This window comes from Sphingobium sp. TomMM15, assembly GCF_055397045.1.
Window position 1 is genome coordinate 611,280 of record NZ_AP027314.1, and the last position, 25,691, is coordinate 636,970.

Annotated in this window: 26 protein-coding genes and 1 pseudogene; 16 read left to right on the forward strand and 11 right to left on the reverse strand. The window is 62.3% G+C overall.

Annotation, left to right across the window (positions count from 1 at the left end; all coding sequences use genetic code 11):
- Window positions 1-9: 9 nt before the first annotated feature.
- Window positions 10-2,082: an XrtA/PEP-CTERM system histidine kinase PrsK gene (gene prsK, locus ACZ51H_RS03165; RefSeq protein WP_464802413.1), complete on the forward strand. Its 2,073-nt coding sequence runs from the start codon at window positions 10-12 to the stop codon at window positions 2,080-2,082.
- The gene (prsR, locus tag ACZ51H_RS03170; RefSeq protein ID WP_464802414.1) at window positions 2,082-3,413 is read left to right on the forward strand and encodes a PEP-CTERM-box response regulator transcription factor; all 1,332 of its coding nucleotides are present in this window, start codon (window positions 2,082-2,084) and stop codon (window positions 3,411-3,413) included. Before prsK ends, prsR begins: the two co-directional genes overlap by 1 nt.
- Window positions 3,414-3,417: 4 nt before the next feature.
- Here prsR and ACZ51H_RS03175 read toward each other — a convergent pair whose 3' ends face one another.
- A complete protein-coding gene (locus ACZ51H_RS03175) occupies window positions 3,418-3,762 on the reverse strand; it encodes a GntR family transcriptional regulator (protein ID WP_449471873.1) in 345 nt (114 codons plus the stop codon).
- 71 nt (window positions 3,763-3,833) lie between these two features.
- On the reverse strand, window positions 3,834-4,412 hold the full coding sequence (locus tag ACZ51H_RS03180) for a nitroreductase family protein (RefSeq protein WP_464802415.1): 579 nt from the start codon (window positions 4,410-4,412) through the stop codon (window positions 3,834-3,836).
- Between the two features lie 108 nt (window positions 4,413-4,520).
- Between ACZ51H_RS03180 and ACZ51H_RS03185 the strand changes: the two genes are divergently transcribed.
- Window positions 4,521-6,101 (forward strand): peptide MFS transporter, encoded by a 1,581-nt coding sequence (locus ACZ51H_RS03185; protein WP_464802416.1) that lies wholly within the window; start codon window positions 4,521-4,523, stop codon window positions 6,099-6,101.
- Window positions 6,102-6,105: 4 nt separating this feature from the next.
- On the opposite strand, the gene ACZ51H_RS03190 is transcribed toward ACZ51H_RS03185, so the two are convergent.
- Window positions 6,106-6,576 carry an SH3 domain-containing protein gene (locus ACZ51H_RS03190; RefSeq protein WP_449471876.1) on the reverse strand — a complete coding sequence of 157 codons (471 nt, stop codon included), beginning with the start codon at window positions 6,574-6,576 and terminating at the stop codon, window positions 6,106-6,108.
- 125 nt (window positions 6,577-6,701) lie between these two features.
- Between ACZ51H_RS03190 and ACZ51H_RS03195 the strand changes: the two genes are divergently transcribed.
- The gene (locus ACZ51H_RS03195) at window positions 6,702-7,700 is read left to right on the forward strand and encodes a 2-hydroxyacid dehydrogenase (RefSeq protein ID WP_464802417.1); all 999 of its coding nucleotides are present in this window, start codon (window positions 6,702-6,704) and stop codon (window positions 7,698-7,700) included.
- A 20-nt stretch (window positions 7,701-7,720) separates the two neighbouring features.
- Here the strand turns inward: ACZ51H_RS03195 and copC are convergent, their stop codons facing one another.
- A complete protein-coding gene (gene copC, locus ACZ51H_RS03200; RefSeq protein ID WP_464802418.1) occupies window positions 7,721-8,128 on the reverse strand; it encodes a copper homeostasis periplasmic binding protein CopC in 408 nt (135 codons plus the stop codon).
- 98 nt (window positions 8,129-8,226) lie between these two features.
- On the opposite strand from copC, the gene ACZ51H_RS03205 reads away from it, so the two are divergent.
- The 4 genes from ACZ51H_RS03205 (at window position 8,227) to ACZ51H_RS03220 (ending at window position 11,379) form a co-directional block, all read left to right on the forward strand.
- A complete protein-coding gene (locus ACZ51H_RS03205) occupies window positions 8,227-9,960 on the forward strand; it encodes a copper resistance system multicopper oxidase (protein ID WP_464802419.1) in 1,734 nt (577 codons plus the stop codon).
- Window positions 9,957-10,877: a copper resistance protein B gene (locus ACZ51H_RS03210; protein WP_464802420.1), complete on the forward strand. Its 921-nt coding sequence runs from the start codon at window positions 9,957-9,959 to the stop codon at window positions 10,875-10,877. Before ACZ51H_RS03205 ends, ACZ51H_RS03210 begins: the two co-directional genes overlap by 4 nt.
- Window positions 10,878-10,985: 108 nt before the next feature.
- Entirely contained in the window at window positions 10,986-11,171 is a 186-nt protein-coding gene (locus ACZ51H_RS03215; RefSeq protein ID WP_062120434.1) for a DUF1328 domain-containing protein, read from the forward strand.
- Window positions 11,172-11,175: 4 nt separating this feature from the next.
- The gene (locus ACZ51H_RS03220; protein WP_464772161.1) at window positions 11,176-11,379 is read left to right on the forward strand and encodes a DUF5818 domain-containing protein; all 204 of its coding nucleotides are present in this window, start codon (window positions 11,176-11,178) and stop codon (window positions 11,377-11,379) included.
- Window positions 11,380-11,405: 26 nt separating this feature from the next.
- On the opposite strand, the gene ACZ51H_RS03225 is transcribed toward ACZ51H_RS03220, so the two are convergent.
- The gene (locus ACZ51H_RS03225; protein WP_230463325.1) at window positions 11,406-11,684 is read right to left on the reverse strand and encodes a hypothetical protein; all 279 of its coding nucleotides are present in this window, start codon (window positions 11,682-11,684) and stop codon (window positions 11,406-11,408) included.
- Between the two features lie 383 nt (window positions 11,685-12,067).
- Between ACZ51H_RS03225 and acnA the strand changes: the two genes are divergently transcribed.
- The 3 genes from acnA (at window position 12,068) to ACZ51H_RS03240 (ending at window position 16,011) form a co-directional block, all read left to right on the forward strand.
- Window positions 12,068-14,737: an aconitate hydratase AcnA gene (gene acnA / locus ACZ51H_RS03230; RefSeq protein ID WP_464802421.1), complete on the forward strand. Its 2,670-nt coding sequence runs from the start codon at window positions 12,068-12,070 to the stop codon at window positions 14,735-14,737.
- A gap of 242 nt (window positions 14,738-14,979) precedes the next feature.
- Window positions 14,980-15,237 (forward strand): CBU_0592 family membrane protein, encoded by a 258-nt coding sequence (locus ACZ51H_RS03235; protein WP_464802422.1) that lies wholly within the window; start codon window positions 14,980-14,982, stop codon window positions 15,235-15,237.
- 72 nt (window positions 15,238-15,309) lie between these two features.
- Entirely contained in the window at window positions 15,310-16,011 is a 702-nt protein-coding gene (locus ACZ51H_RS03240; RefSeq protein WP_464802423.1) for a glutamine amidotransferase, read from the forward strand.
- A gap of 16 nt (window positions 16,012-16,027) precedes the next feature.
- Here ACZ51H_RS03240 and ACZ51H_RS03245 read toward each other — a convergent pair whose 3' ends face one another.
- Window positions 16,028-16,684, reverse strand: coding sequence for a glutathione S-transferase (locus ACZ51H_RS03245; RefSeq protein WP_196226388.1), 657 nt, complete (start codon window positions 16,682-16,684; stop codon window positions 16,028-16,030).
- Window positions 16,685-16,807: 123 nt separating this feature from the next.
- Here ACZ51H_RS03245 and ACZ51H_RS03250 point away from each other — a divergent pair, with 123 nt between their 5' ends.
- On the forward strand, window positions 16,808-18,031 hold the full coding sequence (locus ACZ51H_RS03250; protein WP_464802424.1) for a polyhydroxyalkanoate depolymerase: 1,224 nt from the start codon (window positions 16,808-16,810) through the stop codon (window positions 18,029-18,031).
- 7 nt (window positions 18,032-18,038) lie between these two features.
- Here the strand turns inward: ACZ51H_RS03250 and ACZ51H_RS03255 are convergent, their stop codons facing one another.
- From ACZ51H_RS03255 to ACZ51H_RS03275, 5 genes and pseudogenes are all read right to left on the reverse strand, one after another.
- Window positions 18,039-18,398 (reverse strand): YbaN family protein, encoded by a 360-nt coding sequence (locus ACZ51H_RS03255; protein WP_464802425.1) that lies wholly within the window; start codon window positions 18,396-18,398, stop codon window positions 18,039-18,041.
- Complete coding sequence (locus ACZ51H_RS03260) at window positions 18,398-19,702, reverse strand: sensor histidine kinase (RefSeq protein ID WP_464802836.1); 1,305 nt, start codon at window positions 19,700-19,702, stop codon at window positions 18,398-18,400. Before ACZ51H_RS03260 ends, ACZ51H_RS03255 begins: the two co-directional genes overlap by 1 nt.
- A gap of 159 nt (window positions 19,703-19,861) precedes the next feature.
- Window positions 19,862-20,527, reverse strand: a complete 666-nt coding sequence (locus tag ACZ51H_RS03265; protein WP_449471888.1) for a response regulator transcription factor — start codon at window positions 20,525-20,527, stop codon at window positions 19,862-19,864.
- A 36-nt stretch (window positions 20,528-20,563) separates the two neighbouring features.
- Window positions 20,564-20,900, reverse strand: a pseudogene (locus ACZ51H_RS03270) (hypothetical protein).
- 45 nt (window positions 20,901-20,945) lie between these two features.
- Window positions 20,946-21,674 (reverse strand): SIMPL domain-containing protein, encoded by a 729-nt coding sequence (locus ACZ51H_RS03275; RefSeq protein WP_464802426.1) that lies wholly within the window; start codon window positions 21,672-21,674, stop codon window positions 20,946-20,948.
- 141 nt (window positions 21,675-21,815) lie between these two features.
- On the opposite strand from ACZ51H_RS03275, the gene ACZ51H_RS03280 reads away from it, so the two are divergent.
- From ACZ51H_RS03280 to ACZ51H_RS03295, 4 genes are all read left to right on the forward strand, one after another.
- The gene (locus ACZ51H_RS03280) at window positions 21,816-23,597 is read left to right on the forward strand and encodes an ABC-F family ATP-binding cassette domain-containing protein (RefSeq protein ID WP_464802427.1); all 1,782 of its coding nucleotides are present in this window, start codon (window positions 21,816-21,818) and stop codon (window positions 23,595-23,597) included.
- Window positions 23,598-23,622: 25 nt separating this feature from the next.
- Complete coding sequence (locus tag ACZ51H_RS03285; protein WP_464802837.1) at window positions 23,623-24,348, forward strand: VIT1/CCC1 transporter family protein; 726 nt, start codon at window positions 23,623-23,625, stop codon at window positions 24,346-24,348.
- A 40-nt stretch (window positions 24,349-24,388) separates the two neighbouring features.
- Window positions 24,389-24,934: a glutathione peroxidase gene (locus ACZ51H_RS03290; protein WP_460987851.1), complete on the forward strand. Its 546-nt coding sequence runs from the start codon at window positions 24,389-24,391 to the stop codon at window positions 24,932-24,934.
- A gap of 68 nt (window positions 24,935-25,002) precedes the next feature.
- Entirely contained in the window at window positions 25,003-25,641 is a 639-nt protein-coding gene (locus ACZ51H_RS03295) for a trimeric intracellular cation channel family protein (RefSeq protein WP_464802428.1), read from the forward strand.
- Window positions 25,642-25,691 lie beyond the last annotated feature (50 nt).

Genomic DNA, 25,691 nt, shown 5'->3' on the forward strand with positions numbered 1-25,691 from the left:
GGCGCGGCGATGGGAGGGCTGCTGCAATTTGTCGGAGATTGGGGCCACGCGCTCGCTGCCGTGCTGTTCGCGGCGGTCGGGATATTCGGCCTGCGCCGCCGGGAGCAGGCGGCGGATCAGCGGATGCTGGCGGTCGCCCTGCTGCTGACATCCTGCTGGTCGCTCTATGTATCCTTCGGCGGCGTAGACAAACCGCTGACGGGAATTGGTGAGAATATCCGCAACGCCGCATGGCTGCTGTTGCTGTTCATGATGCTGCGCCGGGATGCGGCGGCGCGGGCGGGATCGATGGTGGCGATCGGGTCGGTCTATGCCGCTGTGGCGGGGCTGATCCTGCTCCAGACCTTCACCGACCTCATCTGGCGGCAACTGCCCAGCGCCAGCGACCTGCATCACACATTGGTACAGGTGTCACTCAGCCTGCACATGATGACGGCGGTCGGCGGGCTGATGCTGGTCCACCATCTCTATATCAGTTCGCCTCCGCAGCAGCGGGGCCGGGTGGCGTTGCTGCTCGGCGCGCTGGCGGCGATGTGGACCTATGACTTCAATCTTTATGTGATCGGCTATTTCGCGATCGAGCGGGCGCATGCGCTGTACGCGCTTCGCGGCCCGCTGATGGCGCTGCTCGCTCCCGTGATTGCGGTGGGCATGCGGCGGGACATGGCGGCGCAGGTTCAACTGTCACGATTGCTGACCTTCCGTGCGCTGTCGCTTGTTTCGATGACGCTCTACATGATCCTCATCGCGGCGGCTGCGCTGGCGATCGAGTTGCTTGCTGGCCCCTATGCCCGGATCATCCAGATCGGCTGTGTATTCTTCATGGCTGTCAGTGCGCTGATACTGCTGCCTTCGCCCCGGATACGAGCGCTTTGGAAGGTCCAGGTCGCCAAGCATTTCTTCCAGCATCGCTATGACTATCGCACCGAATGGATGCGTTTTGGCGAGACGATCGGCAGACCGGGCAACGACGCGCCGCCGCTGGGCGAACGGGTGGCGAAGGCAGTGGCCGACATCACCGATTCGCCCGCCGCCATATTGATGCTGCGCGCCGAGGACGGCTCCCTCGCGCTGGAAACCCATTGGAACTGGGATGGTGAGCTCGCTCATGATGCGACCGTGCCTGCGCCTTTCGCGCTGCTGGTTGAGCGGAGTGGCTGGATCATCGATATCGACCAGGATCTTGCGCGCCGTGAGGGCCGTGAAGCGCCCGGATGGATGCGGGCGGACGCGCGCGCTTGGGCGTTGGTCCCGCTGATCCATTTCGGCAAGCTGATCGGTGCCATCCTGCTGGCGCGGCCTGCGATGGACCGGCGGCTGGACTGGGAAGATCTCGACATGCTGCGCACGGCGGGCCGTCAGGCGGCGAGCTATCTGAGCGAGGCGCAGGGGCAGCAAGCGTTGGACGATGCCCAGCGTTTCGACGAGTTCAACCGCCGCTTTGCCTTCATCATCCATGACGTCAAGAATCTGGTCAGCCAGTTGTCCTTGCTCGCCCGAAATGCGGAGCGGCATGCCGATAATCCCGAATTCCGCGCGGACATGGTGCTGACGCTCAAGGAATCGGTGGGCAAGATGAACGACCTGCTGGCGCGCCTGTCCCAGCATAACAAGGCGCGCAGTGCCGAGCGCCAGCCGGTATCCCTACAAGAAATCGCGGAGAAGGTCGCCCGGAGCCGATCGCGCCAGCATGAGGTTCGCCTGACAGGCGGCGCTCCGCTGGCCTTGGCTGATCCGGCGAGGGTTGAGCAGATCATCGTTCATCTGTTGCAGAATGCGATCGACGCGAGCGCGGCGGGCGAGCCGGTCGAAATCCGGCTGGGAGGGGATGGCCGCTGCTCGACGATTGAAGTGATCGACCAGGGCTGCGGCATGACCGCCGAATATGTGCGCCGTGATCTGTTCAAACCCTTCTCCTCCAGCAAGGCCGGGGGCTTTGGCATCGGCGCTTTCGAAGCACGGGCGCTGGCGCAGGGAATGGACGGAAGCATCGAGGTGGAAAGCAAGCCGGGGCAGGGAAGCCGCTTCACGCTGCGGCTGCCGGTCGCGCCGTTGCATGGTACAGAGGGGATGGCCGCCTGATGAGCGACACGCGACCCAAATTGTTGATCGTGGAGGATGACCCCGGCCTGCAACGGCAATTGCGTTGGGCCTATGAGGATTATCAGCTGTTCATCGCGGGCGACCGGGAGGAAGCGATCGAGATGTTGCGGGCAGAGGCTCCCGACGTTGTTACGCTGGACCTTGGCCTGCCGCCTGATCCGGACGGCACCAGTGAGGGTTTCGCGACGCTTGGCGAAATGCTCCAGATCAAGCCGGATACCAAGATCATCGTCGCCTCGGGCCATGGCGCGCGCGAAAGTGCCCTCAACGCCATTTCCGGTGGTGCCTATGATTTTTACCAGAAGCCGGTCGATATTGACGAGCTGGGGCTGATCGTCCGCCGGGCCTTCCACGTTCACGCGCTGGAGAGGGAAAATGCCCGGCTTGCCGAGGTCGCGCCAGAGGAAGCGCGTGTGCTGGGGCGGTTGATCACGGCGGCGCCGGAAATGCTGAAGGTCGCCCGCACCATCGAGCGGGTTGCCGGGGCACAGGTTTCGGTACTGCTGACCGGCGCGAGCGGAACGGGGAAGGAATTGCTGGCGCAGGGGCTGCATGATGCGAGCCCACGCCGGAATAACGCTTTTGTCGCCGTGAACTGCGCCGCGATCCCGGAGGTGTTGCTGGAAGCCGAACTGTTCGGGCAGGACGGTGCGCCGGGCAAGATCGAACGCGCGCAGGGCGGCACGTTGTTTCTGGACGAAGTCGGCGAATTGCCGCTGGCTTTGCAGATGAAGCTGCTGCGTTTCCTGCAGGATCGGGTGGTCGCCAGCGGGCCGGAGACGGTCATGGTGGACACGCGCATCCTGTGCGCAACGCATCAGGATCTGGAGGAGATGATCCGCGCGGGCGATTTCCGCGAGGACCTATATTATCGCCTCGCCGAGATCGTCGTGCGAATACCACCCTTGAAGGATCGGCCCGGAGACCCCGCCTTGCTGGCTCGTCATTTCCTCAACCGCTTCGCGAAGGAGATGAATCCGCAGGTTAAAGGGCTGGCCCCCGACGCTCTTGCTGCCCTTGATGCCTGGACGTGGCCGGGCAATGTGCGCGAGCTGGAAAATCGTATGAAGCGCGCGGTGATCATGGCCGATGGCAAGCATGTCACGGCCGCCGATCTGGATCTGGATGGCGACCGGACGGAGGGCAGCGACTTTGTGAATCTGAAGGCCGCGCGGGAGATGGCCGACAGGCGCGTCATCAGGCGGGCGATTGCGCGGACGGACGGCAATATCTCAGGCGCGGCGAAGATGTTGGGGATCAGTCGTCCGACGCTGTACGACTTGCTCAAACAATATCAGATACAGGGTTGAGTCATCAGGCTAGTTCGAGCCCGAGGTCCTCCGCCGAAATGCCCAGCCGCTTGATCTGATCGGCGACGGGCGGCCATAATTCGTCCAGAAACCGCCGCCGTTCCGCTTCGCGCAGGCGGCGCGCGGCGCCTTCGGCCACGAACATGCCGACCCCGCGCCTGACCACTATCAGGCCGTCATCCTGAAAACATTGATAGGCCTTTGCGACCGTCAGCGGATTGGCGCCTTCTTGAGCGGCGAGCGCACGCACGGAAGGGAGGATGTCGCCATCGCGGTAGCTGCCGTCGAGTATCGATGCAGTAATGATGTCGCGAAGCCGCAGATAAACGGGTTTTGACTCATCGGCCATGAGTGCATCAGTGCCATAATACAGCGATGCAGGCAATGCGATGAGCCGTGTCCGCTACCGCAATCGCCTATCTATCTGTCCCAAATGGAAACTATTTTGTCATATTCTGGCCGAGGCCGTTCTTCCTGCGGCCGTCCCGGCGTGCCGATGAATATGAAGCCGGCAAGTCGCTCCTCCCCCTGGGCGAAGGCCTTGCGCACATCCTCATTATAGGCTGGCCAGCCCGTCAGCCACCCCGCCGCAAAGCCCAGGGCGTGGCTGGCGTGCAGCAGGTTCATGATCGCCGCGCCTGCGGACAATTGCTGTTCCCAGACCGGAATTTTGCTCCCGGCGACAGGATCGGAAAGCGCAACGACGAGGGTGGGCGCCTGAAGGGCGAACTGGCGCATCGCTTCCAGTTCCAGACGCCCCGCGTCCGGCTTCTCGCGGCGGTAGGCATCCTCCAACAGGGTCGCGAGGCTTTCGCGTTTGTCATCCGGGACGATCACGAACCGCCAGGGCGCCAGCTTGCCATGATCGGGCGTGCGCAGCGCGATCTCCAATATCTCGCGCAACTGTCCGGCATCAGGGCCAGGCGCGATAAGGTCGCGCGGCTTACCGGAGCGGCGTGTGCGCAGGAGCGAGAGCGGAGTGGTAGCGTCGTTGAACATGGCGCTCCAAATGGCGCGGCTCCACGCAGGGCGCAAGGGCGGCCTGTTTTGACAGGGGCGGGATTTCCGATCTAGGCTTCGTATCACCTCAGCCCGGACGGGAAACGGATGGCGACCGCATCACCTATGACGCCCGCTTCGGGCAGGACATGGCTTGGCCATCCGCGCGGGCTGTTCCTGCTGTTCTTCGTCGAAATGTGGGAGCGCTTTTCCTTCTACGGCATGCGCGCGCTGCTGATCTTCTACCTGACGCAGCATTTCCTGTTTTCGGATCGTGACGCCGCCCATTCTTACGGCGCCTATATGTCGCTAATCTATATCTCGCCCCTGATGGGTGGCTATCTCGCCGACCGTTATCTGGGGCAGCGCAAGGCGGTGCTGTTCGGCGGCATCGTCATCGCCGCCGGGCACATCATCCTGGGCATGGAAGCGGACGGATCGGCGAACAGCATGGGGCTTGGCCTCTTCTGGCTGGGCCTTGCGACGGTCATCGTCGGCACCGGATTTCTGAAGGCCAGCGTGTCGGCAATGGTGGGTCAGCTATACCCGCGCGACGATATGCGGCGCGATCCGGCCTATACGATTTTCTACATGGGTATCAATGTCGGCGCCACGATCGGGCCGGTGATCTGCGGCTATCTGGGACAGCGTTGGGGCTGGCATTGGGGCTTTGGCGCGGCATCTGTCGGAATGATCGCGGGCGTCATCGGCTTTATGCTGTGCAAACCGCTGTTGCAGGGCAGGGGGGAACCGCCCGATCCGGCGCGGCTGGCGGAGCGAGTTGGCGGCATCATCAGCCGCGAATGGCTGGTCTATCTGTCCAGCATCCTGTCCATTCTGCTGTGCTGGCTGCTGATCCAGCAACATGCGGTGGTCGGGTGGATGCTGGCGGGTGCGAGCGTGCTGATGGTGATCTACATATTGTGGGAAGCGTTTGGCCGGATGGAGCGGATCGGGCGAGATCGCATGCTGGCGGCGCTATTCCTGTTGGTGATCAACCCGCTCTTCTGGGGCCTGTATGAGCAGACGGGTTCGTCGCTCAGTCTCTTCACCCATCGCTATACGGACAGGAACATCCTTGGCTTTGAAGTGCCTGCTTCGATGTTCCAGTCGGTCAATGCCGCCTATATCCTGATCTTCGGACCTGTCATGGCCGCCTTGTGGATCGCTCTGGCGAAGAAAGGGCGGGAGCCATCGACGCCTGCCAAGTTCGGTCTGGCGCTCATATTGGTCGGAGCGGGGTTTCTGATATTGGTGGCGGGCGCTGGCATGCCCGGAACGCTGACGCCGATCCTGTTCATCTTCCTTCTCTATCTTTGCCACACGCTGGGAGAATTGTGTCTGTCTCCGGTTGGTCTGTCGGCTATGTCGAAGCTGGCCCCGTCGCGGATGATCGGCCTGATGATGGGGATATGGTTCCTGGCGATGGCGCTTGGCGAATATGTCGCCGGGATGATCGCGGCGGCCACCGGCGGCACGGAGGGCGCGGCATCGAGGGACGGCGTGCTGAGCGTCTATGGCGAGATCGGCTGGTGGTCGATCGGTATCGGCGTCTTCGTGATGGTCATCGCGCCGCTGGTGAAGCGGTTGATGCATGCCGATAAACTGGGCGGCGAAGAGGGCGCAGAGGCTGAGGCGCAGCGGGATAGCTTCGCCATAGTCGATCGTGCAAGCGACGAACCGGCCTGAACCGTCAGGAGGTCGCGCCCCAAATGTCGGTGGCGCGAATGAAGCCGCGCTGACCGCCGACGTCGAAACCGCACCAGCCGTCGTTGCAGGACGACAGCCGACCCACCACGCCCTTCTCCGCGCGGAAAACGGTGCGTGCTCCATCGCGCGCGGAATCCCGCATGGGCGCGACCGATGCTGTGACGATCGCGGTCGGCGTGTCGCTGAGCAGCCGGACGTGCATCCAGCCCTGCGTGCCGCCTGGATCCTCAATCTTGCGCCACAAACCCAGGACCTGCACCACCTTCACCGGCAAGTCGCGGCGGCGATAGACCCAGCTTGAAGGATAGTCGAGGCTGGGGCCGACGCGCATGCGCGCTTCGTCCTGGCTGAGCGAGGCCCAGTAGGGGACGGGTTTGGATGGCGCCGCCGATGTGCCGCTGGCAAACCACAGCGCCGCGGCGACGATCCCCGCTTGAGGCAGATACCTCTTCATCCCCGATCTTTTCCCCTTGAAGTGACAGCCGGTTATAGCGTCGGGCCGATGCGCCCGACAACCATTGTCTTGGGCCTGTGCCATAAGCGCTTGACCACCGCCATCGCCAGGAATAGCGGCTGATCATGGCCAAGAAACCGCGTCCCGCCAAGCCGCGCGTCGTCGTGACGCGCCGCCTGCCTCCCAATGTCGAGGCACGGATGGCCGAACTGTTCGATACGGTTTTCAATGTGGGCGATGTACCCATGGACCGCACGGCGTTGACCCGGGCGATGGCGCAATGCGACGTGCTGGTGCCCTCTGTGACGGATCAGATCGACGCGGCGCTCATCGACCTTGCGCCCGAACGCCTCCAACTGATCGCCAGCTTCGGCAGCGGTGTCGATCATATCGACCTCAGCGCGGCGCGGCGGAAGGGCATCATCGTCACCAATACGCCCGGCGTGCTGACTGAAGACACCGCCGACATGACGATGGCGTTGATCCTGTCCGTACCCCGGAGGCTCGCCGAGGGTGAGAAGCTGGTGCGATCGGGGACCTGGTCCGGCTGGAGCCCATCCGGCATGCTGGGCCATCGCATCGGCGGCAAGAAGCTGGGCATTATCGGCATGGGCCGGATTGGCCGGGCGGTCGCGAGGCGGGCGGCGGCCTTCGGTCTGTCGATCAGCTATCACAATCGTCATCGCCTGCCCTTTGAGGTCGAGCAGGAGTTGCATGCCACATGGCATGCCGATGTCGATACGCTGCTGAGCGAATGCGACATCGTGTCGATCAACTGTCCCCTCAACGCCGACAGCAGAGCGTTGATCGACGCGCGGCGCATCGCGATGATGCGGGCGGACGCCTATCTCATCAACACCTCCCGCGCGGAAATCACCGACGAGCCTGCGCTGATCGCGGCGCTGGCGGAAGGCCGGATCGCCGGAGCCGGGCTGGACGTCTATGCGCATGAGCCAGCCGTTGACCCGCGCCTGCTCGCATTGTCCAACGTGGTGCTGCTGCCGCACATGGGATCGGCGACTTTCGAGGGACGGGATGCCACCGGCGCCCGCGTCATCGCCAACATCCGCAGCTGGGCCGACGGACACCGCCCGCCCAATCAGGTGTTGGAAGGCTGGGTCTAGATTGCAGGCGGCAGAGCGGACTATTTGACCGTAAAGCTGTATTTCCCCGAAATCTTGTGTTGGTCGGCGCCAGCCGCATGCCAGTTGAGGTCATAGCTGCCCACGGGCAAAGCGCGGGGGAGGGTGACCGTCAAGGTCCTGCCATCGCCTTCGACCGATGTCTTGAAGCCCTTGATTGGCATCGGCGCATGGCTGGCCATCCCCGGCATCCCTGTCATGACCAGATCGACGCCGCTCGAGGTCGGAATCAGCTTTTCGGAGAAGGTCAGGCTGAGCTTTGCGGGCTTGCTGACGGTAGCATTGGCCGCAGGGGTGGAGGACAGCAATTTCGGCTGTGCGCTTGCCAGGGAGGGCATGGCGGCCAACATAAGGGCGGCGGCGAACAGGGTAGGGCGCATGGTGCTGAACTCCGGTAATTCTTCGGTCATGGGATATGGGCGGCTTCCCTGACCTCGCAAGGATGGGCATAAATTTTTGCATGAGCTTTGGAAGTGCAGCATATCTTTCGGGAAAGGGGGCTGGGATCATGAGCGGCCTTGACCGTCGTGGTGTGATCCGGGGATTGGGCGGCGTTCTGGCGCTGAGCCCGCTATTCCCTGCCTGGGCGCGAAGCGGCACTCCGGGACTGACGCCTCAATCAGGGGTATTGAGCGGCGAAGATATCGCGCTGACCATCGGCGAAGGGCATTTTTCCACGGGCGGACGCTCGGCGCATGCGGTCATGGTGAATGGCACGCTGCCTGCGCCACTCATTCGCTTGAGGGAAGGGCAGAATGTCCGGCTGTCGGTCAGTAACAGGCTGAAGGAAGATACGTCGATCCACTGGCATGGGCTGATCGTGCCTTTCCAGATGGACGGCGTGCCGGGCGTCAGCTTCCCCGGCATCCGGCCGGGCGAGACTTTCACCTACGAATTTCCGGTGCGGCAATCAGGCACCTACTGGTATCACAGCCATTCGGGCATGCAGGAAGCGGTCGGCCATTACGGCCCGATCGTCATCGATCCCGCCGACGCCGACCCGGTGGAGGCGGATCGCGAGCATGTGATCGTCCTGTCTGACTGGAGCCCGGTCCACCCCCATATGCTGCTGAAGCGATTGAAGCAGATGGGCGGCTATTTCAACATGCAGAAGCAGACGCTGGCCGGGTTGCTGGCGGATAAGGATCAGACCGCAAAAGAGCGCCTGCAATGGGGCGCGATGCGGATGGACCCGACCGATATATCGGACGTGACCGGATCGACATACAGCTTCCTCGTCAATGGGCACGGCACAGCGGAAAACTGGACCGGCCTTTTCACGCCGGGTGAGCGGGTGCGCCTGCGGATCATCAATGCTTCGGCCATGACCAACTTCAATGTCCGGCTGCCGGGGCTGGCGATGACGGTGGTGCAATGCGACGGCCAGCATGTACAGCCGGTCGGAACGGACGAGTTCCAGATCGGCATCGCGGAAACCTATGATGTCGTCGTTCAGCCCGCCGAGCCTAAGCCCTATGGCTTGATTGCGGAAGCGATCGACCGGTCTGGCCTGGTCCGCGCTACACTGGCGCCGCGCATGGGTATGGCTGCGGAGGTGCCAACGCTACGTGAGCGTCCTCTATTGGGCATGAAGGATATGGGCATGGACATGTCCGGGATGGACATGGGGCACGGCGGCGTCATCGACCTCAGTCAGCCTGCCAATGAAGGCATGTCTGGACATTCCATGAAGATGCGGGACAAGTCCGTCGCGCCGCAGGTCAGCATGGGGCCGGGCGTCGCCACGCTTTCTCCCATGCCTGTGGATCGAACGGCTGATCGGCCGACGGGGCTGGAAAATGTTCCGCATCGCGTGTTGACCTATGCTGACCTCAAATCACTGCATCCGCACAAGGACCGGCGGACGCCATCGCGAACGCTCGACATCCATCTCACCGCGAACATGGAACGCTATATGTGGTCGTTCGACGGGGTGAAGCTATCCGACGGCGCCGAGCCCATCCCGTTCCGCCACATGGAGCGGGTGCGCGTGAACCTTATCAACGACACGATGATGCCCCATCCCATCCATCTGCACGGACATTTCTTCGAACTCGTGACGGGGGCGGACGAGCATAACCCGCTCAAGCATACGGTGAACGTTCTTCCCGGCGGCAAGGTCAGTTTAGACCTGACCGCCGATGCCTTGGGGGACTGGGCATTTCACTGTCATATGCTGATGCACATGCATTCGGGTATGATGCGCGTCGTGACTGTGCGTCACGAGGAGGACGCAGCATGAGGCTCGCCGTCGCGGCGCTGCTGCTGCTTTCTCCCACGCTCTCCGCTCAGGCTCAGCAGATGGATCACAGCCACATGCACCATGACACCATGGAGCAGGCGACGCAGGAGGATCATTCGTCGCATTCATCTACCGATGCTGACGCGAGCAAAGCCGAGCCTGCTGCCCACCAGGACATTCCTCAAGGAACGCTGCCAGCACCGCCCATCGACCATGCCGCCGATGCCTTCTACAGCACGGACGAAATGGCGCGCGCCCGTGCGGCCATGCTCGAGGAAAGCGGCGGGATGCGTTTTTCCAAACTGATGTTGGATCGGTTGGAATATCGCGCTGGCAAGGGTGGCGACACCTATCATTGGGAAGGCGAGGGTTGGATCGGCGGCGACATCAACCGCCTGGCTTTCAAATCGGAAGGCGAGGGCAAGGCGAGCGGCAGACTTGAGCATGCGGAGGTGCAGGCGCTCTACAGCCGGGCGATTGATCCTTGGTTCAATCTGGAGGCGGGCGTGAGGCAGGACTTCGGTCCCGATCCCGACCGCACTTATGTGGTCGCCGGGATTGATGGACTTGCCCCCTACTGGTTTGAAGTGAGCGCTCAGGCGTTCCTGTCAAACAAGGGCGACGGGCATTTGCGGCTGGAGGCAAGCTATGACCAGCGCATCACGCAGCGGCTGATCTTGCAACCGGCGGCGGAACTGAACTTCGCCGCCCAGGATGTTCCGGAGCTTGGCATAGGATCGGGATTGTCGGACGTCGAATTGGGGCTGCGGCTGCGCTATGAAATCGCCCGCGAGTTTGCGCCTTATGCAGGCGTGAATTGGGAGCGCAGGCTGGGCGGAACGGCTCGCATGGCAAGGGCCAGTGGGGATAACGCATCTGTCGCCAGTTTCGTGATGGGCGTTCGTTTCTGGTTCTGACCGCACGTTTCTGGAGCGAGGGGAACAGATCGCAGTCCTAAGGGCTATGGAACCGGCGAGCGCCGTCATCGGTTCAGACAATATCTATTTATAGCGAAGGATTACATCATGATCCGTCTTGCCATCATTTCGCTGGTGATCGCTGCGGTGCTGGCCATCCTCGGCTTTGGCGGCGCGGCTGGCACCTTTGTCGGCATTGCAAAGATTCTCTTCTTCCTGGCGATCGCGCTGTTTGTGATCTTCCTGGTCCTCGGCTTGCTTGCTGGAAAAGGGATCAAGAACGCCATAGATTGAGTCCATGATCGAGATTGGCGCTGGAGTTGACGAAACCGGTAGATTGACGCGAGACGAAGCCGGTTTCCTGCTCCAGCGCGATCTGGGCGGGACTTTCCGCCTGATTCTGCTGCGCGTTCCTGTAGACCATGTGGAAAAGCGCGTTCGCGTGCAGGGCTATTATGCAGGCGATGAAACCGTGGAGGTGGAGGGCGTCGCTGCCATTTGAATTAGTCCGTTGGCAGCGATCACGGTTCAGGCGGTCAGGGGATCGCCCGGCGGAACGGTCGTGTGAGTCTGCACGAAACGTGCGCAAGCACCCACGCCGCGGTTGTTTTCCAGCGGGAGTGCGGTTTCGCAATAGGCGCATTCGGCCATCAGGCGGCCTACCATCCATTGGCTTCGGCCACAGCTGGGGCAGTGATTGGCTTCCCCGACATGATAATGGATGATGTATCCCCTTAGGGCCGGGTCAAATGACTTGCCGGTCACGAGGTTGGAAACTGGGCGCATCGTCTCTTCCTCCTCAGACATATTTTATCGGTCATCCAGCGAAGAATATCGTCGATATTTCAAAACACTGCGATACAACGACTTAAGTCAGAGCGCGCGACCCGCTTTATTTCCTGGTAACCCGCTCCATCTGCCAGAACGCGATTACACCTCAATGTATCCCGCGTGCACGGACGCCGTCTACAATAAAGATTTGCAGAACGTCCCATTTCGCGCCTTCGCATTGACTTGGCGACGGCAGTCGCTATGGCGGCGGCCATCAAGGGACATACCCGCTTCGGCCATCGGTTGGGGCGCATCCCGCCATCTTGCCCCCCGTCATCCGATGTGCGGGTCAGGCTCCCGGCGGAATGTCGTTATCCTCCTAGCCCCTTGGCCGGGCATTGCGAGGAGACGCACGACTCATGACCGCCATCGGACAGGACACTCTCGGCACGCGCGACACTTTGAAGGTCGGCGGCAAGGACATTGCCTATTATTCGCTGAAGAAGGCTGCTGCGAAGCTCGGCGACGTTTCGCGCCTGCCTTTCTCGATGAAGGTGCTGCTGGAAAACCTGCTCCGTTTCGAAGATGGCGTGACCGTCACCACCGACGACATCAAGGCGATCGTCGATTGGCAGAATGACAAGGGCAAGGCGGAGCGCGAGATCCAGTATCGCCCCGCGCGCGTGCTGATGCAGGACTTCACCGGCGTTCCCTGCGTCGTCGACCTCGCGGCGATGCGCGACGCGATGACCGCGCTGGGCGCCGACGCCAGCAAGATCAACCCGCAGGTTCCCGTCCACCTCGTCATCGACCACTCGGTCATGGTCGACGAATTCGGCACGCCCAAGGCGTTCGAGAAGAATGTGGAAATCGAATATCAGCGCAATCTGGAGCGCTATGACTTCCTGAAGTGGGGCAGCAAGAGCCTTGCCAACTTCTACGCCGTCCCCCCGGGCACCGGCATCTGCCATCAGGTGAACCTGGAAAATATCGCGCAGGCCGTTTGGTCGTCGCAGGATGAAAGCGGCGCGACCGTCGCCTATCCCGACACCTGCGTCGGCACCGACAGCCACACCACCATGATCAACGGCCTGGGCGTTCTGGGCTGGGGCGTGGGCGGTATCGAGGCCGAGGCCGCGATGCTGGGCCAGCCCGTCTCCATGCTCATCCCCGAAGTCGTCGGCTTCAAGCTGACCGGCGAACTCAAGGAAGGCGTGACCGCCACCGACCTCGTGCTGACCTGCACGGCCATGCTGCGCCAGAAGGGCGTCGTCGGCCGCTTTGTTGAATATTTCGGTCCCGGCCTTGCCTCGCTGTCGCTGGCCGACCGCGCGACGCTTGCCAACATGGCACCGGAATATGGCGCAACCTGCGGCTTCTTCGGCATTGACGACAAGACGCTGGATTACATGCGCCTGACCGGCCGTACCGAAGAGAATATCGCGCTGGTCGAAGCCTATGCCAAGGAGCAGGGATTCTGGATCGACCCCGCCGTCGAGCCGGTCTTCACCGACACGCTGGAACTGGACCTCGCCACCGTCGTCCCCAGCCTCGCCGGTCCCAAGCGTCCGCAGGACCGCGTTTCGCTGCCCGAAGTTGATGATGTGTTCAACGCCGACCTGGCGAACGTCTACAAGAAGGCGCAGCAGCGGGTTCCGGTTGAAGGCAAGGATTTCGACATTGGTGACGGCGACGTTACCATCGCCGCGATCACGAGCTGCACCAACACGTCGAACCCCGGCGTCATGGTCGCCGCTGGTCTGGTGGCCAAGAAGGCGAACGAACTGGGCCTGAAGCCCAAGCCTTGGGTCAAGACATCGCTTGCACCCGGTAGCCAAGTGGTTACCGATTATTTCGCTAAGGCTGGCCTTCAGGAGCACCTCGACGCTGTCGGCTTCAACCTCGTCGGCTATGGCTGCACCACCTGCATCGGCAACTCCGGCCCGCTGGCTGAGCCGATCAGCAAGGCGATCAACGACAACGGCCTCGTCGCCGCAGCCGTGATCTCCGGCAACCGCAACTTTGAAGGCCGCGTGTCGCCGGACGTTCGCGCCAACTTCCTCGCCTCGCCGCCGCTGGTCGTCGCTTATGCGCTCAAGGGCACGGTGATCGAGGACTTCATCACCACGCCGATCGGTCAGGGCAAGGACGGTCAGGATGTATATCTGAAGGACATCTGGCCGACCAATGACGAAGTCGCCACCACCATGGCGGGCTGCATGGACCGCCCGATGTTCCAGGCGCGCTATGCCGACGTCTACAAGGGCGATGCGCACTGGCAGGCGATCGACGTCACGGGTTCGGCCACGTATAGCTGGCAGGCCGGTTCTACTTATGTCGCCAACCCGCCCTATTTCGAAGGGCTGAGCATGACCCCGGCGCCGGTCACCGACATTGTCGAGGCCAAGCCGCTGGCGATTTTCGGCGACTCGATCACCACCGACCACATTTCGCCGGCCGGTTCGATCAAGGCGACCTCGCCTGCTGGCAAGTGGCTGAGCGAGCATCAGGTCGCGCAGGCCGACTACAACAGCTACGGCGCGCGTCGCGGTCATCATGAAGTGATGATGCGCGGCACTTTCGCCAACATCCGCATCAAGAACCTGATGCTGAACGGCGTTGAAGGCGGCATGACCCGTTATGAAGGCGAAGTCATGCCGATCTACGACGCGGCGATGAAGCACAAGGCTAACGGCACTTCGTTGGTCGTCATCGGTGGCAAGGAATATGGCACCGGATCGTCGCGCGACTGGGCCGCGAAGGGCACCAACCTGCTCGGCGTCCGCGCCGTGATCGTCGAAAGCTTCGAGCGTATCCACCGTTCGAACCTCGTCGGCATGGGCGTGCTGCCGCTCCAGTTCAAGAATGGCGAGAGCAAGGACACGCACGGCTTTACGGGCGATGAAACCTTCACCATCCAGAATGTCGCTGGCCTGAAGCCGCGTCAGGATGTGGACGTGATCGTGAAGCGCGCCGATGGCTCGACCTTCACCTTCACCGCGCTCTGCCGGATCGATACCGTCAACGAGCTGGAATATTTCATGAACGGCGGCATCCTGCAGTACGTCCTGCGCAAGCTGGCTGCCTGATCAACTGAGGCGCTGAACAGAAAACAAAAGGCTCTCTCCGTAAGGGGGGAGCCTTCTGTTTGTCAGAAGATCGTTCGCGCAGAGGCGCAGAAGCCGCAGAGAATGCTCGAGCTTACCGGCTCACCCTTCTTTCCAGACGCTCACTTGCCGCATTCCGTTGCATCTCTGCGCCCTCTGCGCCTCTGCGCGAAAATCGTTCAAACTTCGCCAAGTCGTGGGTAAGGTTTCTGCCGGAGTATCGAATGACAATTTTCATCGAACTCGTCGGCTGGCTCGGCGCGCTTCTGGTTCTGGGGCCCTATATCCTCGTCTCGGCCGGGCGACTGTCGGGCAGCTCAGCGGTTTTCCAGTGGATGAATGCGCTCGGCGCAGCCTTCTTCGTGCTCAATACCTGGTGGCACGGCGCCATCCCTTCCATGGTGCTCAACATCGTCTGGAGCGCTATCGGTTTTACGGCCCTGTGGCGTATCTGGCGCGGCAAGACGGCGGATGGCCGATAGGAGGGTTATCGCCTCCTCAAGAAAGGCTGGGGTGGCGGGCGCGCCTTTGATCGATTAGGCATCTCATCAGCAATGAAAAAAGCACTGATCGTCCGTCATGTGCCGCGAGAGGGAGCGGCCGGGTTTCTCCAGCCGATCGAGGCGGCTGGCTATGAGATTGAGCGGATCGATGTCGCCAGCCCCGAATTTGCCCATGTCGATTTGTGCACGCCCGATCTGCTGATCATGATGGGCGGCCCAATGGGCGTTTATGAGCATGACATTCATCCCTGGATTCCGGTGCAGATCGATAAGCTCGCCGCACGGCTGGAGCAGGACCTGCCGACTATGGGTGTGTGCCTGGGTAGCCAGATGATCGCGGCGGCGCTCGGCGCGCGCGTCTATCCCGGTGAGGCGATGGAACTCGGCTTTGCACCTGTTACGCTGAACGGCGCCGGTGCAGATTCGCCTTTGCGGCATATTCAAGACGTGCCAGTGCTGCACTGGCATAGCGATACGTTTGAGCTGCCGCGCGGCGTCGAACTGCTGGCCTCAACCGATGCGTACGCGCATCAGGCATTCCGCCGGGGCCGTAATCTGCTGGCGCTGCAATTCCATGCCGAGATGGGCGAGGACCCGCGCTTCGAGGATTGGTTGACCCATTTCTGGGCCGATCTGGACATCGCCAAACAATGCGGCGTGGCCCTGCGGCGTGACCATGATGAACATGGGCCGGGAGCGGTGGCGGCAGGCCGCGCCATGATCGGCGATTGGCTGGCGAAGGTAAGCGGCTGACGGGCTGGGGCGTAATTTAGAACTCGACGTCCAGTTCCTCGACCTCATCCGGCTCTTTCCGGGCATCGTCGATCCACTCGCGCATCAGGTCCCAACTGTTGACCGTGTCGCAATAGGCGGCTGCGGGGCCTTGCAACGCCACGGCATAAGTGAGGAACCGCTGCACGACGGGCGCGAACATGGCGTCCGCCACCGTGGGGCTGTCGCCAAACAGCCAAGGGCCGCCGTAGGAGCCCAGGCATTCGGTCCAGATCGCCTCGACCCGCTCAATATCCGGCTTGGCGCCTGAAAAGATCGGGAATTTCTTGTGCCGGACTTTCAGGTTCATCGGCAGGGCGGATCGCAGGTTGGCGAAACCGGAATGGATCTCACCCGATATCGAACGGCAATGAGCGCGCGCAATGCGATCCTTGGGGTACATGCCTGCATTCGGATATAGTTCATGCAGATATTCCGCGATGGCCAGCGTGTCCCAAACGCTTGCGCCCTCGTGAGTTAGGCGCGGCACCAGCACGGAAGGCGTCAGCAGCAAAAGCTCAGCGCGGTTTTCCAGATTTTCCAACGCCACCATCTTCTCGGTGACGCGTAGTCCGGCGAGGCGGCACAGCAGCCAGCCCCGCAGCGACCAAGAGGAATAGATCTTGCTCGATATGGTCAATTCCGCAACGGCCATGACGATCCTCCCGTTGTTTATAGTTTTCCATCAAACATGATGCAGCGCAATACGGAAAAATCAGTATAACGAACGACGGCGGCCGAATCGGCCGGGGGAACATTTTGGGGCGCCGTTCATATTATGACGATGCTGTATAGTGGCTATCAGGCTATGGAAGACATGCTGGCTCCCGCGCGCTTCGGCGCCGAACTGGCCCTGAATCTCCGCGACAAGATGGGTCCGGTGGCTGATTGGCCCATGCCGCGCCGCATGTTCGCGCTAATGGACGTATTCCAAGGTGCCCGGCTCACGCACAAGCGTCGCGCCTATGGCGTCAACGAAGTCCGCAGCGGCAACGCCCTTGTTGCGGTGCGGGAAGAAGTGGTCCTTGACCTGCCCTTCGGCAACCTGCTTCACTTTGCGAAGGACGATGTCGAAACGGAACAGCCCCGCGTGCTGCTCGTGGCGCCGATGTCGGGCCATTTTTCTACCCTATTGCGTAACACCGTGCGGACCTTGTTACGCGACCATGACGTCTACATCACTGATTGGAAGAATGCGCGCGATGTTCCCTTGTCGGCAGGGCGCTTTGGCTTTGACGACTATGTCGACTATGTCATCACCTTCATGCAGGAGCTTGGCCCCGGCGCGCACATGCTGTCCGTTTGCCAGCCCTGCGTACCGGCCTTTGCCGCTGTCGCGCTGATGGCCGAAGATGGCGATGCCGCGACACCACGATCCATGACGCTGATGGGCGGCCCCATCGACCCGCGTGCGGCGCCGACCGTCGTCAATGAATTGTCCAATGAGCGGCCGATCGAGTGGTTCGAACGGCAACTCATCACTTCCGTCCCGATGCGTTATCGCGGTGCCGGGCGGCGGGTCTATCCGGGCTTCCTGCAACTGTCCGCCTTCCTGTCGATGAACCTGGAACGCCACGGTGCCCAACATCGCGAGCTTTATCAGTTGCTGGCGGATGGGAAGGAAGAAGAGGCCGAGAAGATCAAGGATTTCTATCAGGAATATTTCGCGGTTCTGGACATGACTGCCGAATTTTACTTGGAGACGGTTGAGCGCGTGTTTCAGCGGACTCTTCTCGCGAAGGGCGAACTCAAGCACCGCGGTCGACTCGTCAATCCGGGTGCCATTCGCAAGACGGCGCTGCTGACGGTCGAGGGAGAGAAGGACGATATCTGCGCGGTCGGGCAAACGGCGGCGGCGCACGCGCTTTGCACGGGATTGCGGCCTCATCTGAAGCGGCATCACCTGCAAATCGGCGCCGGTCATTATGGCGTGTTTTCCGGTAGTAAGTGGGAGAAGGAAGTTTTCCCGCAGGTCCGCAACATGATCCTGGCGATGAACTGACCTAGGATTAAGCGCCGCCCTCCGGTCGCGACCATATCCATGTTCCGCCAATTAGTGCGGCCGCCACAGGGATCATGAACCAAGGGAAAGGCACCAGGAACAGCGCCAGCACTGCGCTGAACATGAAAGCCGCAAGCGCCGCCTGCTTTCCCCGGCGGCTGATCGCACCCTTGTCGCGCCAACGGCGAATATGCGGCCCGAAATGCCGATGATCGAGTAGCCTCGCCTCCAGCGCCGGGCTTGACCGGGCGAAGCAGAATGCCGCCAATATCATGAAGGGCACCGTGGGCAGCAGGGGGAGGACAATGCCCAGCGCGCCAAGGCCCAGCGACATAAAGCCGACGGCAAGATAAAGCGCCCGCCTCATCAGGCGGCGGGCAGTCGCAGCCGTACCATCAGCCCGCCCAAGTCTTCGCTTTCTTCCATCGCCACCGATCCGCCATAGATTTCCGCGACGTCGCGCACGATGGCCAGGCCAAGGCCGGTGCCGGGCTTTCCGGAATCCAGCCGAACGCCACGGTCGAAGATGCGGGTCCGTTCCGCCTGCGGGATACCCAGGCCGTCATCCTCGACCAATATCTCGACCATGGTTCCGGCGCGGCCAACCGTGGCGAACACGCTGCCGCCACCATATTTCGCCGCATTTTCGATAAGGTTGCCGAGCATCTCGTCCAAGTCCTGACGCTCCACCCTGACGGCAACCTCCTTGTCGCCATCCATGTCGATCCGCGCTTCGGGATAGAGGCGCTGGACGGCGCGCTCGACCGCTTGCAGGCTTGTCCATACTTCCGCCCGGCTCTGCGCCGCGCCGCGCCGCCCAACCGCGCGGGCGCGTGCCAGATGGTGATCGACCTGCCTGCGCATCGTCGTGGCTTCCCGAATGACGGTTTCCCCAAGGTCCGCCGATTGCGCGGTCGCGGCGTTCATGATGACGGTCAGCGGCGTTTTCAGCGCGTGGGCAAGATTGCCCGCATGGGTTCGCGCCTCTTCCGCCTGCCGCTCATTATGAGCGAGAAGGGCGTTCAGTTCCTCGACCATGGGTAGCACTTCGGACGGCATCGGTTCGGTGACGCGGCTCTTTTCGCCCGCCCGCATCCTGACGATTTCCTTGCGCACCCGGCGCAGCGGCCTCAGTCCGTAAAGGGTTTGAAGCGTGGTCAGTACGATCAGGCCGAGCGCGAGAAGGGCAAAACTCTGGGTCAGCGTGGATCGCAATGTCGTGATTTGGTCGTCCAGCCCGGCACGCGCGGCAGCGACCATGAACATCCAGCGCGTATCCGAACCGGGCAGAACGATGGTCCGCTCCATGATCCGCAGGTCTTCGCCCGGAAACTGCTTGCTGTCATAGGCGTGGAAACTGCGATCATCATGCTCGGGCAACACCCTTAGCGCTCGATCCCACAACGACCGCGATCGCCAATCCTCATGCCCCTTGGCGCTGATCTGGTAATAGAGGCCGCTATTGGGTTCCAGAAAGCGCTGATCGGCAAGCGGACGGTTGAACAGCACTTCGCCATCCGGCCCGATCTCGGCCGAAGCGATCATCGCCGTCAGCACATAATTGAGCCCGTCGTCGAAATTGCGTGTGATCGCCTGCGACAGGACACGGTCGAGCGCCAATCCGCCACCCAGCAGCAGGATGCTGATCCACAGCGCCGCGATGCCGATCATGCGCCGACTGAGCGACCCGGTCGAATGGACCGTGGGAGGGGTGGCTGGACTGGTCATTACAGCTGTCTGTTGCCCACTCCGTTCGCCCGGGCTTGCCGAAGATCGTCCCGGCAGAAAAGGGGGCTTTGGCGGAACCAGCCCGAGGCAGAATTTGAGACCTTAGCGGGCGGGCTCGTCCAGGCTGTAGCCAAGACCGCGTATCGTCGTGATGACGTCCGCGCCCAGCTTCTTGCGGATGCGGGTAACGAACACTTCGATCGTGTTGGAATCGCGGTCGAAATCCTGATCGTAGATATGCTCGATCAACTCGGTGCGGCTCACCACCTTGCCCTTATGGTGGAGAAGGTAGGACAGCAGCTTATATTCCTGCGCAGTCAGTTTTACCGGCTCGCCCTTCAGCGTGACCTTGCCCGAGCGCGTGTCCAGCCGGACGTCGCCCGCGATCAGTTCGCTCGATGCATTGCCCGAAGCGCGGCGGATGAGCGCGCGCAACCGCGCGATCAGCTCCTCACTTTGGAACGGCTTGGCCAGGTAATCGTCCGCGCCAGCGTCCAGCCCTGCGACCTTGTCCGACCAGCTGTCCCGCGCGGTCAGCACCAGCACCGGGAAGCTTCGCCCCTCCTTGCGCCAGCGGTCCAGCACCGTCAGCCCGTCGATCGTGGGCAGGCCAAGGTCGAGGACCACGGCATCATAGCTTTCCGTCGTGCCCAGAAAGTGTCCATCCTCGCCATCGGTCGCAAGGTCGACGGCATAGCCCGCGCCCTCCAACGTGTTGCGGAGCTGTTGCCCAAGGCTTGGTTCATCTTCGACGATCAGCAGACGCATATGGCTCCGTTTCTTTGTATTTTGCCCATTGGCGCGTCAGTGCGCCCAGCCGGTTATATCGCCTGTGCGCCCGTCCGCATCAACCCAAACCACCTTGCCGTCCTTCACATATTTCAGGCGATAACGGTTGGAGGATGGATTGAATTCCGCGCCGAGGTAGGTCGCCCCGCCCATGGCGGCATCTACGCGCCGTTTGATGAGGGAAAATGGCATGGTCTGCCCGTCCAGCATAGCCCGGCGCGCAGCGTCCTGCTCGCCACGCTGACCGGCCTCAGCGTAAGAGGGCACGGCCACCATCGCGGCGATGGCGGCCATACCCGCAATCAGGCTGCTAAGCTTCATCGTCATGTGGCATGCCATAGGCGACTAGCATTGAACAGGTGGTGAATGGTGGCGTCAGCGCGGTGACAGGTGCCGGTCAGCGTTCCAGCGCATATTGGACGGTCAGGGTCACCGACGATCCGACCTGCCCCGGTTCCACTGGCGTTGCCTCCGCCGCATCGGCCTTGAAGCGCGCCGCCATCATCGGCATCGGCGGACGGCCACCGCTGTTGCTCTCCGCGATGGAGACAAGCCGCGCGGTACGATAGCCCGCCGCCTGCGCATAGAAATCCGCCTGCGCCTTGGCGCTCTTCAACGCGGCCCCGCGCGCCTGAACCAGCATCGGGGTGGGGTCTTCGATGGAGAAGGACGGGCCGTTGACGTTGGTCGCGCCCGCTTCGACCAGCGTGTCGAGCAGTTGCCCCGTCTTCTTGATGTCGCGCAGCTTGATCGTCAGCTGGTTCGACGCTTCATAACCAATGAAACGAGGTCCGGCAGGCTGACCGTTCTGATTGCTGTAGTCATATTGGGCGCTGAGATTAATGCCGCTCGTCTGAATGTCTTTCTTTGGAATCCCGGCCTTGGCAAGGGTGGCGATCAGCCGGTCCATCTTCACCGCATTCTCGCGCATAGCCTGCGCGGCTGTGGACGCGCGAGTCTGAACACCCGTGCCGACTACGACCTGATCCGGCGCCGCCTCGACCGTCTCGGTAACGTTGAGCGTCACGACAGGAGCGGTCTCGGCGATGGTCACGTTGGTCTGCGCGACCGCCATGGCAGGAATCGATACAGCGGCGGCGGCCATCAGGGCCAGGGCGGACTTCATGAGCGTATCTCCTTGAAAAGCTATGCAGCCCGTTTGTAACGGCTGCGATGAATGGACGCTGACAGGCGTTGAAAGCCGTCAGACAGCATCCGGTTCCACGCACTCTTGCCCCGGCGCGTCGGAAGCCTTAGCTGCACGGCGATGGCCGCACCTATATTCTCCTTCGAAAATCTTGGTCTCAGCCAAGGAAGCCATTGGCTTTTCCGTCATCTCGACATTTTTGTCGGCGATCGTGACCGGCTGGCGCTGATCGGCCGCAATGGCGCGGGCAAGACCACGCTGCTGAAGCTGATCGCGGCGCAGATCGAGCCTGACGAAGGGACGCGGTCGGTTCGTCCGGGCGCGCGCGTCATCATGCTGGAGCAGGACCCCGACGTCAGCAGCTTCGCCACCCTGCATGATTTCGCGCTGGCGGGTGAATATGCGCCCCCCGCGCATGAGGTGGAGGCGATCGCCAGCCAGCTCGGCATCGACCTGTCGCGCGAGGCCGCGACCGCCAGCGGGGGCGAGCGCCGCCGCGCAGCCATTGCCCGCGCGCTGGCGAGCGAGCCCGATCTGTTGCTGCTGGACGAGCCGACCAACCATCTCGACATCGACGCCATCGATTGGCTCGAGGGCTGGCTTGCTCGTTATTCAGGCGCGTTCATCGTCATCAGCCACGACCGCGCCTTCCTGACACGCCTGACGCGCCAGACCCTGTGGCTGGATCGCGGGTCGATACGCCGCAGCGAGATCGGCTTTGGGGGCTTTGAGGATTGGATGGAGGCCGTCTATGCTGAGGAGGCCCGTGCCGCCGAGAAGCTCGACGCCAAGCTAAAGATCGAGGCGCACTGGCTGGAACGCGGCGTAACCGCGCGCCGCAAGCGCAATCAGGGGCGTCTCGCCAAGCTTTGGGAAATGCGGGCGCAGCGCGCGGCGATGGTCGGTCCCCAAGGCGTCGCGAAGATCGCCGTCGCTGCCGACGACAGCAAGACCAAGAGCGTCATCGCCGCCGAACAGGTGACCAAGAATTTCGGTGACCGCACGGTCATCAAGGACTTCTCCCTACGCATCCAGCGCGGCGATCGCATTGGCATCGTCGGCGGCAACGGCGCTGGCAAGACGACGCTCCTGAAACTCCTGACCGGCGAACTCGCGCCTGATAGCGGCGTCGTCAAACAGGCCAAGTCGCTCGACATGATCTTCATCGACCAGCAGCGCAGCCTGATGCAGCCCGATAAGCGTGTCCGCGACGTGCTGGCGGAGGGCGGCGACTGGATCGATGTGCGGGGCGTGCGAAAGCATGTTCACGGTTATCTCAAGGAATTTCTCTTCGACCCCTCGCTGGCCGAGGCGCGCGTGGGCACGCTGTCCGGGGGCGAGCGGTCACGCCTGCTCTTTGCCCGTGAGTTCGCCCGCGAATCGAACCTGCTGGTGCTCGACGAGCCGACCAACGACCTCGACCTCGAAACGCTCGACCTGTTGCAGGAAGTGATCGCCGACTATGACGGCACAGTGCTGATCGTCAGCCATGACCGCGACTTTCTGGATCGCACGGTGACGGTGACGCTTGGTCTGGACGGTTCGGGACAGGTCGATGTGATCGTCGGCGGTTATGCGGACTGGGTTGCCAAGCGTCAGCCGAAGAACGCGCCTCGGGCAGAGAAAAAGGCTGCCGCCGCTCCGCCCCCGCCAAAATCCGCGTCGACCAAGCTCAGCTACAAGGATCAGCGGGATCTCGACTTGCTGCCCAAAACCATCGAAAAGCTGGAACAGGACATTGTTCGCGATGAGGAGGCGTTGGCCGACCCATCGCTCTACACTCGCGATCCCCAGCGGTTCGCGGCGCTGACAAAGGCGATTGAACAGGCGCGCGCCGACAAGGATTCGGCCGAGGAACGCTGGCTGGAACTCGCGGAAAAGGCCGAGGGACTGAGCGGCTGAACGAAGGGGAATAGGAATGGCGGCGATGGACGGATCAGCTTCAGGCGCTCTTGACCAGGCGCGCTCGCATCATGCCGTTCATTATGTCAATCGCGTCGGCTGGCTGCGCGCGGCTGTTCTCGGCGCGAATGACGGCATCGTATCGACCGCCAGTCTGCTTGCGGGTATCGCCGCGTCGGGCGCGTCGCGCGAAACCATTCTGCTGTCCGGCATAGCCGCCCTGTTTGCTGGCGCCATGTCGATGGCGGCGGGAGAATATGTGTCGGTCAGCGCGCAATCGGACACGGAACGGGCCGATCTCGCCAAGGAAAAACATGCGATTGCTCAGCAGCCAGATGTGGAATGGCAGGAGCTGCGCGGCATCTATATCGAGCGGGGCCTCACCCCCGAACTGGCTGGAGAAGTCGCGCGACAATTGATGGACGCCGATGCGCTTGCCGCCCACGCCCGCGACGAACTCGGCATTTCGGATATCAGCACGGCGCGGCCGGTTCAGGCGGCACTGACTTCGGCAGCCACCTTTTCCGTCGGTGCGATCGCTCCGGTTATCGCGGCGGCGGTCAGCCCGGCTCCCCATGCGCTGGCGAGCGTCGTCGTGACCTCGCTAATCTGTCTTGCTCTGCTGGGCTATGCAGGCGCGCGGCTGGGTGGAGGCAAGTTAGGCCGGTCGGTCGGTCGAGTGCTGTTCTGGGGCGTACTCGCAATGGCGATCACGGCGGGTGCAGGCAGGCTTTTCGGCGCGGCGATATGATGGCAAGGTCCGCGCCATCCGGATTCCCAAGGAGAAGATCATGACTGCGATCCAGCAAATTCCGCTCAAGACAATCAACGGCGCCGATGCCAGCCTTGCCAATTATGCGGGGAAGGTCGTGCTGGCGGTCAATGTCGCCTCCAAATGCGGCCTGACCCCGCAGTATGAAGGGTTGGAAAAGCTCTACCGCGATTATAAGGACAAGGGGCTGGTGGTTGCTGGCTTCCCCGCCAATGACTTTGCCGGCCAGGAACCGGGTAGCAATGACGAGATCGCGGAATTCTGCACCACCAATTTCGGTGTCGATTTCCCGATGTTCGAAAAGATCGTCGTGACCGGCCCGGAAAAGCATCCGCTCTACGCCGCCCTGACCAGCGAGCAGCCCAAAGCTGCGGGTGAGGGCGATGAATTTCGCGAAAAGCTTCGCGGCTATGGCATGACGCCGACCGAAGAGCCCGAAGTGCTCTGGAATTTCGAAAAATTCCTGATTGCCAAGGACGGCTCGGTCGCCGCGCGCTTCGCACCCGGCACCACGCCTGATGATCCGGCGCTGGTATCCGCTATCGAGGCTGAACTGGCGAAATAAGGGACAGGCATCGGGGTCGGCGCTGTTCATGGCGCCGACCCGGATGTCTCGCCGTTGCTGATCGCCTCATGCTTTCGCCCGCCACCGCCTTTCAACAGATCGGCCCGGTGCTGGAAACGCTCAGCATCGTCGGGATATTCGTGTTTGCGGCGTCTGGAGCGCTGGCGGCGGCCCGGCTGGGGCAGACGCTGGTGACCTTTGCGTTTTTCGCGCTGGTGACCGGGGTAGGGGGCGGCACCCTTCGCGACCTGTTGATCGGCGCACCGGTTTTCTGGGTGCATGATCCGGTTCCCGCAGTCACATGCATGGGCGCGGCGCTCCTGATCTGGTTCACGCCGCGCCGCTTGTGGAGCGATCGCGCGCTCGATTGGCTCGACGCCATCGGCCTCGTCTCCTTTGCCGTGTTCGGAGCCGCCAAGGCGATGAGCTACGGCATCCCGCCCTTCGTTGCCGCGCTGATGGGCGTGGTCACTGGCTGCGTCGGCGGCATCTTGCGCGATCTCCTCGCCCATGAGCCGTCCATATTGTTGCGCCCCGAACTTTATGTAACGGCAGCGGCCCTCGCTTCCGGCTTGTTCGTCATGCTGCGCTGGTGGGGGCTGGACGTGCCGGTAGCTGGCGTCGTCGCGGCGCTGCTAGGCTTCCTTCTGCGCGCCTTCGCGATCTGGCGAAGCATTGGTCTCCCCACCTACAAAGCCGACCGTTAACAGTCCAGAAACGCATAAATCCTCCCCATCGCAGATGGGGAGGGGGACCG

What these genes read in the sequence shown, in the direction of transcription:
- ACZ51H_RS03265 (WP_449471888.1), bottom strand. Translation starts at nt 20,527, where the DNA reads ATGCGTCTGCTGATCGTCGAAGATGAACCAAGCCTTGGGCAACAGCTC.
- ACZ51H_RS03275 (WP_464802426.1), bottom strand. Translation starts at nt 21,674, where the DNA reads ATGAAGTCCGCCCTGGCCCTGATGGCCGCCGCCGCTGTATCGATTCCT.
- ACZ51H_RS03195 (WP_464802417.1), top strand. Translation starts at nt 6,702, where the DNA reads ATGGCCAAGAAACCGCGTCCCGCCAAGCCGCGCGTCGTCGTGACGCGC.
- ACZ51H_RS03240 (WP_464802423.1), top strand. Translation starts at nt 15,310, where the DNA reads ATGAAAAAAGCACTGATCGTCCGTCATGTGCCGCGAGAGGGAGCGGCC.
- ACZ51H_RS03250 (WP_464802424.1), top strand. Translation starts at nt 16,808, where the DNA reads ATGACGATGCTGTATAGTGGCTATCAGGCTATGGAAGACATGCTGGCT.
- ACZ51H_RS03185 (WP_464802416.1), top strand. Translation starts at nt 4,521, where the DNA reads ATGGCGACCGCATCACCTATGACGCCCGCTTCGGGCAGGACATGGCTT.
- ACZ51H_RS03255 (WP_464802425.1), bottom strand. Translation starts at nt 18,398, where the DNA reads ATGAGGCGGGCGCTTTATCTTGCCGTCGGCTTTATGTCGCTGGGCCTT.
- ACZ51H_RS03180 (WP_464802415.1), bottom strand. Translation starts at nt 4,412, where the DNA reads ATGTTCAACGACGCTACCACTCCGCTCTCGCTCCTGCGCACACGCCGC.
- ACZ51H_RS03175 (WP_449471873.1), bottom strand. Translation starts at nt 3,762, where the DNA reads ATGGCCGATGAGTCAAAACCCGTTTATCTGCGGCTTCGCGACATCATT.
- ACZ51H_RS03210 (WP_464802420.1), top strand. Translation starts at nt 9,957, where the DNA reads ATGAGGCTCGCCGTCGCGGCGCTGCTGCTGCTTTCTCCCACGCTCTCC.
- ACZ51H_RS03260 (WP_464802836.1), bottom strand. Translation starts at nt 19,702, where the DNA reads ATGATCGGCATCGCGGCGCTGTGGATCAGCATCCTGCTGCTGGGTGGC.
- ACZ51H_RS03290 (WP_460987851.1), top strand. Translation starts at nt 24,389, where the DNA reads ATGACTGCGATCCAGCAAATTCCGCTCAAGACAATCAACGGCGCCGAT.
- ACZ51H_RS03215 (WP_062120434.1), top strand. Translation starts at nt 10,986, where the DNA reads ATGATCCGTCTTGCCATCATTTCGCTGGTGATCGCTGCGGTGCTGGCC.
- ACZ51H_RS03295 (WP_464802428.1), top strand. Translation starts at nt 25,003, where the DNA reads ATGCTTTCGCCCGCCACCGCCTTTCAACAGATCGGCCCGGTGCTGGAA.
- ACZ51H_RS03190 (WP_449471876.1), bottom strand. Translation starts at nt 6,576, where the DNA reads ATGAAGAGGTATCTGCCTCAAGCGGGGATCGTCGCCGCGGCGCTGTGG.
- ACZ51H_RS03285 (WP_464802837.1), top strand. Translation starts at nt 23,623, where the DNA reads ATGGACGGATCAGCTTCAGGCGCTCTTGACCAGGCGCGCTCGCATCAT.
- ACZ51H_RS03280 (WP_464802427.1), top strand. Translation starts at nt 21,816, where the DNA reads ATGGCCGCACCTATATTCTCCTTCGAAAATCTTGGTCTCAGCCAAGGA.
- ACZ51H_RS03220 (WP_464772161.1), top strand. Translation starts at nt 11,176, where the DNA reads ATGATCGAGATTGGCGCTGGAGTTGACGAAACCGGTAGATTGACGCGA.
- prsK (WP_464802413.1), top strand. Translation starts at nt 10, where the DNA reads ATGGGAGGGCTGCTGCAATTTGTCGGAGATTGGGGCCACGCGCTCGCT.
- ACZ51H_RS03225 (WP_230463325.1), bottom strand. Translation starts at nt 11,684, where the DNA reads ATGTCTGAGGAGGAAGAGACGATGCGCCCAGTTTCCAACCTCGTGACC.
- ACZ51H_RS03205 (WP_464802419.1), top strand. Translation starts at nt 8,227, where the DNA reads ATGAGCGGCCTTGACCGTCGTGGTGTGATCCGGGGATTGGGCGGCGTT.
- acnA (WP_464802421.1), top strand. Translation starts at nt 12,068, where the DNA reads ATGACCGCCATCGGACAGGACACTCTCGGCACGCGCGACACTTTGAAG.
- prsR (WP_464802414.1), top strand. Translation starts at nt 2,082, where the DNA reads ATGAGCGACACGCGACCCAAATTGTTGATCGTGGAGGATGACCCCGGC.
- ACZ51H_RS03245 (WP_196226388.1), bottom strand. Translation starts at nt 16,684, where the DNA reads ATGGCCGTTGCGGAATTGACCATATCGAGCAAGATCTATTCCTCTTGG.
- copC (WP_464802418.1), bottom strand. Translation starts at nt 8,128, where the DNA reads ATGACCGAAGAATTACCGGAGTTCAGCACCATGCGCCCTACCCTGTTC.
- ACZ51H_RS03235 (WP_464802422.1), top strand. Translation starts at nt 14,980, where the DNA reads ATGACAATTTTCATCGAACTCGTCGGCTGGCTCGGCGCGCTTCTGGTT.